The following is a 12,090-nucleotide window of genomic DNA, read 5'->3' on the forward strand; positions in this document are numbered from 1 at the left end:
ACTGGCTCGCTATGAAATGCAGTTTTTATCTTTCCTTAGGAATCTTATCTCTAGTTTTAGTCAGTTGTGGAAAACAGGAGACAAAAACAATTAGTTTAAACGTCTCAGCAGGTCAAAGTTTAAAACCTGCTATGACTGAAATCAAAAAAATTTATACTCAGCAGCAACCAAATGTATCCATTGCTTATCAGTTTAGTAGTGGTGGTTTCTTGAAAGACTCAATTCAGAAGGGAGAACCTATAGATATTTTCTTTACAGGAGGCTCTGAATTTTTAGATGATTTGCAGTCCAAAGGGTTTCTGCTTGAAAAAACTCGCAAACAGTTACTTAGTAACAGATTAGTTTTGATTGTACCTAAGAATTCTACTGGTATATCTTCATTCAAAGATTTGTCTGGTAAACAAGTTAAGACGGTTGCTGTGGGTAACTTTAAGACTACAAGTCCTGGTCAACACGCAGAACAAATCCTAAAATCTTTAAAGATTTTAGACCTGGTAAAACCAAAATTAGTTTTTACTGAATTTAGTTTTGGTGTAGCTCGTTTGATAGAGATGAGACAAGCCGATGCAGGTATTATTTATGCTACGGACGCCATAAACGCAAATCAAATTAAGATTGTTGCGATCGCACCTAAAGACTCTCATTTGCCCAGTATCTACAGTGTAGCAGTCCTTAAGGCTAGCAAGCATATTCCTGAAGCTAAAGAGTTTATCCAATTTTTAGGAAGTACTCAAGCGAGTGCTGTGTTTGTGAAATATGGATTTGCGATGGCAAAGGACGAGCAAGCTAGAAAATAGCTTATCTTTTATTCAAGTTGTTTTACTTATTTTTTATGTCTGTTAAGCAAACATTTATCTCGCTACTCACCTTTAAGTATAAATTCAACTTAAAATATTTGTTTAATCGACTGGGTATTCGACAAAAAATTACCTATGGATATGCTCTTGCTATTGGAATTGCAATGCTAGGCGCGACTGCTGGAAAACTTATAGAAAATTATTATCAGGAGCAAGCAAAAAAACAACTCGTTGAGTCTCAAGAAATTATCTTACTTCTAAATAATTTACAAGCATCTACATTACGAGCCCATACTCAAACACCAAAACTCATTTATTTCTTAGCTGAGCCAGTTAGGTTAGAGTTAGAATACTCTCGTTTTTTAGAATATATTAATGCTGTCAATGAACTGCTTTATCAAACTAAAACTTCTTTAAATTCTTTAGAATTAAATCCAAAGGACAATCGCAAAGAAGTGAAAATAAAAATAATTAAAGATTCAATCAAAATTTATATTGATTCCATTCAAGATTATGCTAAAAGATTAGAATTTTTAGAAAAAAAATCTCCATCTGATTTAAACACAAATACAGTTGATTCAGTATCTTTAAATAGCGCAACTAAGAAAAGCAAAAAACTTGACTTAGCAGTTAATAAAGTTTCACAAGAAATGTCATTGCTCATTGCCGAAATTCAAGGCAAAGAAGCTCAAAAAACTCTGAAAGCCTTAGATCGAGCTAAAGCAATAGGAACAATGATTCTAGCGATCGCTTTAATATTAGCAGCAGGGCTTGCTACTCTATTAGCTATGTACACTAGCTGGATGATTGCGTCTCCTATCGAAGCAACTACCAAAATTGCCCAACAAGTCACAAGAGAATCGAATTTTACCATCTTTGCGCCCGTGACAACAGAAGATGAAGTTGGTCAATTAACGACATCACTCAATCAGCTGATCCAAAGAGTTTCAGACTATACTGAAGAATTGAGTCTTGCTCAAAGCCAGTTGATCCAAACTGAAAAAATGTCCAGTCTCGGACAGATGGTTGCTGGTATTGCCCATGAAATCAATAACCCAATTAACTTTATCTATGGCAATATCGAACATACTAAAAACTACGTTCAAGATTTGTTAGACATCATAAATATTTACCAGGAGAAATATCCTCAAGTCGAGACTGAAATTGAGGAAAAAATTGAGGATATTGAGCTAGAATTTATCATTTCTGATTTGCCCAAAATTTTAGGATCTATGAAAATGGGTGTGGAACGCATTCGCCAACTTGTGTTATCTTTAAGAAACTTTTCCCGCCTTGATGAAGCAGAAGTAAAGTCTGTTGACTTGCATGAAGGAATTGATAATACACTCTTAATTCTCAGCAATCGTATTAAAGATAATATTGTAGTTGTTAAAAAATATGGAGATTTACCATTAGTAGAGTGCTATCCAGCCCAGATTAACCAAGTGTTTATGAACCTCCTTAGTAATGCAATTGATGCTTTAAGCAACGCTTCTCAACAATTAGAAAAACAAATTGTGATTCAAACAAAACTGATTAACTCAAACTCCATTCAAGTAGACATTCAAGATAACGGAGTTGGTATTCCTTTGGAAATTCAAAACAAAATTTTCGATCCTTTTTTTACTACAAAACCAGTTGGTTCTGGGACTGGCTTGGGGTTATCTATTTGCTATCAAATTATAGAAAAGCATCAAGGCAAAATTTCAGTCAAATCGCAACAAAACCAAGGAACAGAATTAACCGTCCTTCTTCCAATTCAACAGATACATTCTTAATCGGAATTCGATCGCACTGGATTAACGAACAGCTTTCAACGCATCGTAGAGTAACTTGTACCGCTTAAACTCTGTTTCATACAAAAGATTTGCTTGCGGCTGTACCACATGACTATCTTGGGGTAGTATCTTGAAAGCAACTTCTAAGTTGGGGTAAACACCTACGCCCACCATTGCCAAAATAGCTGCTCCGTAAGCAGCACCTTCTTCGGCTTTGGGAGCAATAAGTTCTGTTTGCAACACATTAGATAAAATTTGCAACCAAATGTGAGAGCGTGCTCCTCCACCTGTCGCCAAGAGTTGATGAACGGGTGCGATCGCACCAATGACTTCCAGTACTTCCCGCAGGCTGAAGGAAACTCCCTCTAAAACAGCACGAGTGATATCTGCTTGCGTGTGAGCCAATGACAGATTCACGAAAGCACCCCGAGTATTTGGATCGAGGTGGGGACTGCGTTCACCTGATAGGTGCGGCAAAAATAGAACACCACGCGCACCGGGCTCCGATCGCTCTGCTATTTCCATCAGCTCGGTATAGGAGAGATGTGGTGCAAAGGTATCTCGGTACCAACGCAGAGAACCACCAGCCGCCAGTGTCACTCCCAGCTGATGATAGCCCCCATCCACATGACAGAACAAATGCACCCGTCCTTCTGGATCGGGTACTGGGCGATCGCACGGTGCAAAAATAACTCCCGATGTGCCAATACTCAAACTCCCTCGGTTCAGGTTGCTTGAAGAAATACCCAAACCGATGGCGGCGGCTGCATTGTCACCTCCGCCTGCAACCACAGGTAATCCTGCAGGTAATCCCACCCGTGCAGCTATTTCCGATCTCAGCTGTCCGGCGATCGCAGTAGATTCAATCACCGGGGGGAACAAGGCTGGATCTATGTTGAGAGCATCAAGAATATCTGTATCCCATTGTCGATTTGCCAGTTTCAGACACCCAACACCAGATGCATCCGATGGTTCCGTCACAGGCTCGCCAGTGAGCACATATCCCAAATAATCTTTTGGCAAAAGAATCTGCCACAGTTGAGCATAGGCTTGTGGTTCTTCACTCCTCAACCATAAGAGCTTTGGCAGTTGGAACCCCGTAATTGCAGGATTTCCAGTCCGCTGGATTAACTCCTGACGGGGAATAGTGGCTTCAATCTCAGCCACAGCTTCACCCGTGCGCTGGTCATTCCATAAAATTGCCGCTCTAATTGCTTTGCCATCCCCATTTAGAGGAACCATACCGTGCATTTGTCCGGACAAACCCAGGGCAATTGCTCGGTGTCCCTCCAGCTGTTGAGTGACATCGAACAGAGCATCCAAACTTGCTTCGACCCAATCGGATGGATTCTGTTCTGTCCAACCGGGTTGTGGAGTACACAGGGGATAGCTTCTTGTCGTTTGAGTGATAATTTTCCCTTGTAGGTCAACTGCGATCGCCCGCACTCCTCCCGTACCCAAGTCTATGCCAACTACGATATCGGTCAATTCCCCCTCCTAAATTTTCAGAATTTGGGCTAATGTTTCGCGAGCGCTCAGCTCGTACAAACTGTGTAAATGGTTTGTCACTGAATCGACAAAACGCGACGACTGTGATAAGTCGCCAAAAATTTCAGTTAAGCCGAGCAATGGCTTGGGATCGGAGCCGCCGGAAAGAGCGAGTTCAGTCAAGATACCGGACATTGGGTCATCAATGGGAATGGAGTTACCTCGGTCATCCCGTCCGTTGAGGTAACGGAACCATGCAGCAACTGTAAAGCTCATGTAGTCGAGCGCTCCTCCCTGCTGTAACGCATCGCGGAGCGAACCGAGAACAAATTTTGGCATTTTGGCGGCACTATTGAGGCAAAGACGCGGCAGTTGATCCCGAATTTTGGGATTGGCAAAGCGTTCGATTAAGGTCTTTTTGTAATCGTCTAAATCAATTCCTGGCACGGGTTGGAGTGTGGGAGTCACTTCTTCCATCAAGTTATCAACTGCTTGGCGGATGTATTTATCAGCCATAACCTCATGAACGTAAGTGTACCCCGCTAAAGTGCCGAGATAGCCAATTAACAAATGACTGGCGTTGAGCAACCTGATTTTCATCATTTCGTAGGGATGAACATCATCTGTCATCTGAACGCCAACAGCTTCCCAATCGGGTCTCCCCGCACAGAACTTGTCTTCCACAACCCACTGGAGAAACGGTTCGGCAACAACTGGGAAGGCATCATCAATGTTAAACTGTTCCGCCACCATTTTGATATCTGCTGGGGTTGTGGCGGGAGTAATGCGATCGACCATGCAGTTGGGGAAGGCTACTTGTTCGGTAATCCAGTTTCCCAACTCAGGATCGCGCATTTGGGCAAATGCCGTTAACATTTTGCGGGCAATGTTGCCGTTACCTTGTAGATTGTCGCAGGATAAGACGGTAAACGGTGCTAGCCCCTGTTGGCGGCGACGAGCCAGTGCTGCTGTCAAAAAGCCATAGACTCCGATTGGCTCATGAGGATGCTGTAAATCGTACTGGATCGTCGGGTGATTGGCATCGAATTCACCGCTTCCTTCAATGTAGTAGTAACCCCCTTCCGTAATTGTCAGCGTGACAATGCGGCATTTCGGATCTGCTAACGCCTCGATCGCTGCTTGACGGTTATCGGGCGCAAATAAATATTGCGTAATTGCACCGATAACACGAGCGCGATCGCCTTCTGGTGACCGTTCTACTAATGTATACAAACAATCTTGAGCCTTCAGTGCATCCCGCATCCGCTTGTCAAAATCCAGCAGTCCCATCCCGCAAATTCCCCAATCAGTGCCGGGATGCTGGTGGAAGTAATTATCAAGGTATAATGCTTGATGTGCTCGATGAAACCCACCCACACCGATATGAACGATGCCATTGGTAATTTGGTGGCGATCGTAATTGGGTACGCGAACGTTATTTGCTAAACGAGACAGAGATGCTTCATTCAGCTTGATTGCTGAGCCCGTGCTGGTATTGCTGTTCATAAGATTTATCAAGGGTTAGGTGGTGACGATTGGCTTTGGGAAGGGCTTCACCGTTTTGAGCGAACAAATGGCAAAGTTCACCGTTAATGTCAATAGAAACGAAATCGTGTATTTTGGCAGGATTATCTCCATCTGTTTGCACGACTAAGGTGTCACCACCCGCAATCTTGACATAAAGATAGGTTTCTCCGCCCAATCGTTCTACAACTAACACCTCGCCATTCACGCTTGAGTTCGTGCGATCGAGGCGCAGATGTTCGGGACGAATTCCCAATGTTGCTCTATCTCCAACTGACAGGGTTTTAGGTTGCACCGGAATCATTACAGTTGCGTCCCCAGGAAGTCTAACCGTTGTACCGGAGTCATTGACGGCTGCTACCGTCACCGAGATAAAGTTCATTTTGGGCGAACCAATAAATCCCGCGACAAATAGATTGCGGGGATGGTGGTACAGTTCGAGTGGCGAACCCACTTGTTCTATAATTCCGCCTTGCAACACCACAATTTTGTCAGCAAGGGTCATAGCCTCAACTTGGTCGTGGGTTACATAAATCATCGTAGCTTGCAGGCTGTCATGCAAGCTAGCAAGCTCAATCCGCATCTGCACCCGCAAAGCAGCATCAAGGTTAGATAGGGGCTCGTCAAACAAGAAGACTTTGGGATTCCGCACCAAAGCACGACCGATCGCCACCCGTTGACGTTGTCCTCCCGATAGTTCTTTGGGCTTTCGATTCAAAAGCGGCTCCAGTTGGAGGATGCGAGCCACTTCACGTGCTCTTTCATACCTCTGGGCTTTCGGCATACCCGCAAGGCGGAGGCTAAACGCCATATTCTCTGCCACGGTCATGTGAGGATATAAAGCATAGGTTTGAAACACCATTGCTAAACCGCGTTTATCCGGAGGTACGTCATTGACTTTTTGCCCGTCGATTAGCAAATCTCCAGAGGAGATTTCCTCAAGCCCAGCAATCATGCGGAGCAAAGTCGATTTCCCACAACCAGAGGGACCAACAAAGACAACAAATTCGCGATCTTTGATGTCAAGATCGATGCCTTTGATGATCTCAGTCTCGGCATAGGTTTTATGAATATCTCTTAAAGCAACTGTTGACATAAGGAGTGAGGGAGTGAGGGAGTGAGGGAATGAAGATTCTCATGTTTGGCGGTGAAACTTGTTTCATTGGGACTGTCTTTTACTTCACCGCCCCAAAGGTAAGACCTCGAACTAATTGCCGTTGACTCAACCAACCAAAGATCAGGATAGGCGCGATCGCCAGTGTTGATGCTGCCGAAAGTTTTGCCCAAAACAATCCTTGAGGACTTGAAAATGAAGCAATAAATGCTGTCAGTGGTGCAGCGTCTGCTGTTGTTAAGTTCAGGCTCCAAAATGCTTCGTTCCAAGACAAAATGATCGAAAGCAATGCGGTGGATGCAATTCCCGGTAATGCTAAAGGTAACAACACGTGAACGAGTTCTTGTTGGGTGCTTGCTCCATCCATGCGATCGGCTTCAAGAATATCTTTAGGAACCTCTTTAAAGAAGCTGTAGATCATCCAGATAACAATCGGCAAATTAATCAGGGTATAAATGATAATTAATCCTATGCGGGTATCCAGTAACCGCAAGTTGCGACACAAAATGTAAATGGGCACCAGCACCCCAACGGGTGGTAGCATTTTAGTAGACAGCATCCAGAGTAAAGTACCCTTGGTACGCTTCGTGGGGAAGAATGCCATTGCATAAGCAGCAGGTACAGCAAGCAACAGCGCAAGTATGGTTGCTCCTAGGGAAATTGCTACGCTGTTAAAGGCATAATTGAAATAATTTGCCCGATCTTGGATGGCAACATAGTTTTCCAATGTCGGTTGAAAAAACAGCTGAGGGGGAGTAGAAACTGCTGCTACTTCCGTTTTAAAACTGGTAAGAAACATCCAGAAAATTGGGAAAAACAAAATGCAAGCGGTAAGCCAGCCAAGTAATGTCCACAGCCAGCGCTTTGAGGTTTTACGTGCCATTTTTAGGTATCCAAATTACGAGCAACACTACGCATGAGAAAGATAACTACGATGTTGGCAAGAATCACAGCAATTAATCCACCCGCTGAAGCACCACCTACATCAAATTCCAACAGAGCTTTTAAGAAGATGTAATAAGCAAGGTTGGTGGTTGCTAGCCCCGGACCGCCACCTGTGGTCACAAAGATTTCGGCAAAAATGGTCAGGAAGAAAATTGTCTCGATGGTAGCAACCACCGAAATGGCGCGGCTAAGATGGGGCAACATGACGAAACGAAAGATCGCGATCGCATTTGCTCCATCCATCCGGGCTGCTTCTAACTGGTCGCGATCGAGGGATTGAATAGCGGTCAACAAAATCAGTAAGGCAAAGGGCAACCATTCCCAGGAAACAATAATGATGATGGCAAGCAGGGGAACGCTTGTAAACCAATCAATAGCCCCCAAACCCAAAGCCCTGGTGATTTGAGCAAACAACCCGTTCACTGGATGCATCAGCATATTTTTCCAAATCAGGGCACTGACTGTAGGCATCACGAAAAAGGGAGAGATTGCCAACACTCGTGCAATTCCACGACCGTAGAAGTCTTGGTCAAATAGCACTGCGAGTAATGTGCCGAGACCGATTGTGATTGCCAGGACAGAAACAACCAAAACTATTGTGATGGCGATGGATGTCCACAGAGCTGAGTCACTGAGGATGAAGGTAAAATTTTCAATCCCAATGAATTTTCGTGCATCTGGATTCAGCAAGTTATATCGCTGAAAGGAAAACCATATCGTCATCACCAAAGGCACAACCATCCACAGCAGCAGGACAACAACTGAAGGAGCAACCAAAGGTAAGGTTGACACTTGTCGCCTGGTACGCTGCTCGGTAGGTGGTGGCGTTTCGCGTTGAGGTTTTACCGCTAATGAAGAAGACATAGAAAACTCACTCGATATAACCCGTGTGTTTCATAAAGCGTTCAGTCGATCTTTGCGATTGCTGCAACGCTTGGTCTATGGAAGTCCGATTGGTTAGTGCTGCTGCAAGGGTTTGCCCGACTGAAGAACCGATCGCCTGAAATTCTGGAATATCAACGTATTGAACTCCCTTATAGGGAGTAGGTTCTGCGGATGGACGGGTGACATCAGCTGATTGAATCGCTTTCAGCACAATTTCTGCAAAGGGTGCAGCTTTTCGATAATTGGGATTTTCATAGGTGGAAGTCCGAGTACCCGGCGGTACAGCAACCCAGCCATTTTCTCGCGCAACCAGTTGGATGTATTCTTTGGAGGTTGCCCAGGCAACAAATTTTTGAGCGGCTGCGGGTGATTTTGAGGTTTTGGGAACCGCTAGCGCCCATGCCCAAAGCCAGTTTGAGCCATTTGGATATTTTTCAATGGGCGCACGGGCAAAGCCCAGTTTGTTATAAACTTGAGATTCTTTTGGATTGGATAACAACCCTGCAGCAACGGTTGCATCCACCCACATACCGCATTTGCCTGTTGAGAATAAAGCAAGATTCTCGTTAAATCCATTAGAACTGGCTCCGGGGGGTCCATATTTGTGGAGCAGATCGACATAGAAGCCAGTTGCCTCTTTCCAAGCGGGGGTATCGATGGTCGGTTGCCACTTCATATCAAACCAACGTCCGCCATAGGTGTTGACCAACGTGGAAACAAATGCCATGTTTTCACCCCAACCAGGTTTCCCGCGCAGGCAAACCCCGTAAACACCACGCGCTGGATCGTGGATTTTGCTTGCCCATTCTCTTATTTGGGGATAAGTTGGTTGTTCGGGAACTGTTATCCCGGCTTTCTCAAACAAATCTTTCCTGTAGTAGAGCATGGAACTTTCTCCATAGAATGGCACGGCATAGAGTTTGCCGTTATGAGAAAGCCCTTCTCGTATGGGTTTGAGCAAGTCATTGACGTCGTAGTTTGCTCCCAATCCATCTAAGGGTGTCAGCCAATTCCGCCTAGCCCAGATTGGTGTTTCATAAGAACCGATGGTCAGGACATCAAACTGCCCGCCTTGGCTGGCAATATCTGTGGTTGTACGCTGGCGCAACACGTTTTCTTCCAGTACAACCCACCTGAGTTGAATACTGGGATTGACTTTCTCAAATGTGCGAGAAAGATCTTGCATTACCACCATATCGCCATTATTAACAGTGGCGATCGTTAATGTCGTTTTCTCTGCTGCTTGGGATTGCGGTGAACAAGCATGCAGCAGCGGTACCAGCATCACTCCAGCAAGGAATGCAGCCAGCACTCTAGCGAAGCGGGGAATACGCATCGCATAACTCCTTATCTAAAGTAAAAAATCAAACAAATTAAATTTTTAATTTTATGCTCTACTATTGGGCAAAAGCTCAATAATAGAATCATACCAATCTCACCTTGAGGAGAGGTATTTGCAACAATTCTTCAATTACTCCCAATTTTTAATCCAAAACTAAAGTTGTAGAAGAGGTTGAAACTATGACAGCGAAAGCAACTTACCAGTTTGCAGGCAAGACTATCCTCATTACGGGTGGTGCGGGAGATATTGGTAAAGCTACTGCATGCCGTTTTGCCGCTAATGGCGCGGGTGTAGCCTTGCTGGATTTGAATGAACCGAAGATGGCAAGTGTGGCTGAGGAACTCAAAGAATATAACGTTCCAATTGGCACTTTTCGTTGCGATGTTACGTCTGCTGATGATGTTGCCAAAGCCTTTACTGGTTCTGTAGAGCAGATCGGTCATATAGACTATGTCTTTAACAATGCGGGCTATCAAGGAGTGTTTGCTCAGACTGACGAATATCCCGAAGATGACTTTCAAAAGGTCATCGACATTAACGTTGTTGGCGTTTTTCAAGTTCTGAAGGCTGCTGCACGATATTTGCGGGATGCAGGAGGAGGAGTCATCGTCAATATGGCAAGTTATGCAGGGGTTGTTGGTCCGCCAAATATGCTTGCCTATGCCGCTTCAAAGTTTGCTGTCATTGGAATGACTCAAACGGCTGCGAAAGACTTGGCTCCTCACGGAGTTCGGGTGAATGCCCTCTCCCCTGCCCTCATCGGTCCCGGTTTTATGTGGACGCGACAAACAGAATTGCAAGCAGCCGTCGGTTCCCAGTACTTTGATACCGATCCCAAGGTTGTTGAGCAACAGATGATTCATTCAGTACCGATGCGCCGTTTGGGTAGCCTAGATGAGGTTGCCAATGGGGTGGCATTTCTGATGAGTGACGAGGCAAGCTACATCACTGGATTCAATTTGGAGATTACAGGAGGGCAGTAGAAATTGAACAACTTTTGAGCAAAAAATATGTCTTTGGGCATATACTCAAATTAATCCGCTCTTTCTTTTGGTAGCTACACAGTCTTTAAAGGTGGGATATGGGAGAACCTTTCTTAGAGGGGCACGATGCTAGCAAAACTAGCTTGCCTCCTAGGTCTCGCAAATTAGATCTAGCCGCTCATGCTGCTTGGCTTTATTACATTGCTGGAAATACACAGGAGGAGATTGCAGCAAAGCTCAATGTTTCCCGACAGGCTGCACAACGTCTGGTTGCACTGGCAGTCACTAAAAAATTAATCAAATTTCGGCTCGATCATCCCTTAAGTGAGTGTATTGCTCTCGCTGAGTCGTTACGCGATAAGTTTGGTCTGTCGCTTTGTGAAGTGGTACCAACTGATGCAGGCAAAAGCGATATATTACAAGGACTTGGGGTATGTGCTGCTACCCACTTAGAGGCTTACCTGATTGCAAAAACTCCAACTATAATGGCGTTTTCTTCAGGTCGGACATTGCGAGCAATGGTGGAGCAAATTCCCTCAATGAACCAACCCCAGCATAAGATTGTTTCAATTATTGGGAATATGTCTCACTGCGGGCGTGCAGGTCGCCACGAAGTGGTCATACATTTGTCGGATCGCGTCGGTTCCCAAGCTTACCCAGTACCGACCCCGGTTGTGGCGACTAGCATTGAAGAACGAGAACTCTTGCAGACTCAGCGATCGTTTATCACCGTCAAAGCTCTTGCAGAGCAAGCTAAAGTAACATTTGTCGGAATTAGTCATATTGCTTGGAATGCTCCATTACATCAAGATGGCTTCATTAATGACGAAGAAGTGGCTGAATTGATTGAACTCGGAGCCGTAGGGGAAATTGCGGGTTGGGCTTGCGATCGCTACGGGGTGTTGCTGCAAACAGGAACCAACAGCCGGGTTGCCAGTGTACCGCTCGAACAACCCGCACGCCGACTCATTATCGGTGTAGCTGGTGGCGTGAAAAAAGCAGAAGCAATTCTGGCTGCTCTGCGTGGCAAATTAATTACGGGGCTGATTACTGATGAAGTTGCGGCTCAAGCAATTCTTACTAAAATTTAGTACCAATTTGCCTTTAAAGTGGATAAAACTTTTAATGCATCTGAGTATTAACTGGTAGTTAGTGGCTCCTCTGCCTGATAAGTAAAGTAATATGGTTTTTTGCTTATTGAAATCAACTTTATTCATTTTCCCTAGGAGAGCAG

Annotated in this window: 10 protein-coding genes; 4 read left to right on the forward strand and 6 right to left on the reverse strand. The window is 44.7% G+C overall.

Annotated elements, in window-relative coordinates; genetic code table 11:
* Nucleotides 1–11 precede the first annotated feature (11 nt).
* Nucleotides 12–797 carry a molybdate ABC transporter substrate-binding protein gene (gene modA, locus AB0756_RS07335; protein ID WP_038088861.1) on the forward strand — a complete coding sequence of 262 codons (786 nt, stop codon included), beginning with the start codon at nt 12–14 and terminating at the stop codon, nt 795–797.
* 35 nt (nt 798–832) lie between these two features.
* Nucleotides 833–2,575 carry a sensor histidine kinase gene (locus tag AB0756_RS07340; RefSeq protein ID WP_050046383.1) on the forward strand — a complete coding sequence of 581 codons (1,743 nt, stop codon included), beginning with the start codon at nt 833–835 and terminating at the stop codon, nt 2,573–2,575.
* 21 nt (nt 2,576–2,596) lie between these two features.
* Here AB0756_RS07340 and xylB read toward each other — a convergent pair whose 3' ends face one another.
* From xylB to AB0756_RS07370, 6 genes are all read right to left on the reverse strand, one after another.
* Nucleotides 2,597–4,063 carry a xylulokinase gene (xylB, locus tag AB0756_RS07345; RefSeq protein WP_038088867.1) on the reverse strand — a complete coding sequence of 489 codons (1,467 nt, stop codon included), beginning with the start codon at nt 4,061–4,063 and terminating at the stop codon, nt 2,597–2,599.
* A 9-nt stretch (nt 4,064–4,072) separates the two neighbouring features.
* Complete coding sequence (locus AB0756_RS07350) at nt 4,073–5,569, reverse strand: mannitol dehydrogenase family protein (RefSeq protein ID WP_038088868.1); 1,497 nt, start codon at nt 5,567–5,569, stop codon at nt 4,073–4,075.
* Nucleotides 5,526–6,683, reverse strand: a complete 1,158-nt coding sequence (locus AB0756_RS07355; RefSeq protein ID WP_038088873.1) for an ABC transporter ATP-binding protein — start codon at nt 6,681–6,683, stop codon at nt 5,526–5,528. Before AB0756_RS07355 ends, AB0756_RS07350 begins: the two co-directional genes overlap by 44 nt.
* Nucleotides 6,684–6,762: 79 nt before the next feature.
* The gene (locus tag AB0756_RS07360; RefSeq protein ID WP_038088876.1) at nt 6,763–7,584 is read right to left on the reverse strand and encodes a carbohydrate ABC transporter permease; all 822 of its coding nucleotides are present in this window, start codon (nt 7,582–7,584) and stop codon (nt 6,763–6,765) included.
* 2 nt (nt 7,585–7,586) lie between these two features.
* The gene (locus AB0756_RS07365; protein ID WP_038088878.1) at nt 7,587–8,510 is read right to left on the reverse strand and encodes a carbohydrate ABC transporter permease; all 924 of its coding nucleotides are present in this window, start codon (nt 8,508–8,510) and stop codon (nt 7,587–7,589) included.
* A gap of 7 nt (nt 8,511–8,517) precedes the next feature.
* Nucleotides 8,518–9,867, reverse strand: coding sequence for an ABC transporter substrate-binding protein (locus tag AB0756_RS07370; protein WP_038088882.1), 1,350 nt, complete (start codon nt 9,865–9,867; stop codon nt 8,518–8,520).
* Nucleotides 9,868–10,052: 185 nt separating this feature from the next.
* On the opposite strand from AB0756_RS07370, the gene AB0756_RS07375 reads away from it, so the two are divergent.
* Nucleotides 10,053–10,856 (forward strand): SDR family NAD(P)-dependent oxidoreductase, encoded by an 804-nt coding sequence (locus AB0756_RS07375; RefSeq protein WP_038088884.1) that lies wholly within the window; start codon nt 10,053–10,055, stop codon nt 10,854–10,856.
* A 98-nt stretch (nt 10,857–10,954) separates the two neighbouring features.
* On the forward strand, nt 10,955–11,947 hold the full coding sequence (locus tag AB0756_RS07380; protein WP_050046384.1) for a sugar-binding transcriptional regulator: 993 nt from the start codon (nt 10,955–10,957) through the stop codon (nt 11,945–11,947).
* The last annotated feature ends 143 nt before the right edge of the window (nt 11,948–12,090 follow it).

Source organism: Tolypothrix campylonemoides VB511288_2 (assembly GCF_045999855.1).
Classification (GTDB): domain Bacteria; phylum Cyanobacteriota; class Cyanobacteriia; order Cyanobacteriales; family Nostocaceae; genus Scytonema; species Scytonema bouteillei_A.

Coding starts and splice junctions, on each gene's coding strand:
- modA (WP_038088861.1), top strand. CDS start 12: ATGAAATGCAGTTTTTATCTTTCCTTAGGAATCTTATCTCTAGTTTTA.
- AB0756_RS07340 (WP_050046383.1), top strand. CDS start 833: ATGTCTGTTAAGCAAACATTTATCTCGCTACTCACCTTTAAGTATAAA.
- AB0756_RS07350 (WP_038088868.1), bottom strand. CDS start 5,569: ATGAACAGCAATACCAGCACGGGCTCAGCAATCAAGCTGAATGAAGCA.
- AB0756_RS07355 (WP_038088873.1), bottom strand. CDS start 6,683: ATGTCAACAGTTGCTTTAAGAGATATTCATAAAACCTATGCCGAGACT.
- AB0756_RS07360 (WP_038088876.1), bottom strand. CDS start 7,584: ATGGCACGTAAAACCTCAAAGCGCTGGCTGTGGACATTACTTGGCTGG.
- AB0756_RS07365 (WP_038088878.1), bottom strand. CDS start 8,510: ATGTCTTCTTCATTAGCGGTAAAACCTCAACGCGAAACGCCACCACCT.
- AB0756_RS07370 (WP_038088882.1), bottom strand. CDS start 9,867: ATGCGTATTCCCCGCTTCGCTAGAGTGCTGGCTGCATTCCTTGCTGGA.
- AB0756_RS07375 (WP_038088884.1), top strand. CDS start 10,053: ATGACAGCGAAAGCAACTTACCAGTTTGCAGGCAAGACTATCCTCATT.
- AB0756_RS07380 (WP_050046384.1), top strand. CDS start 10,955: ATGGGAGAACCTTTCTTAGAGGGGCACGATGCTAGCAAAACTAGCTTG.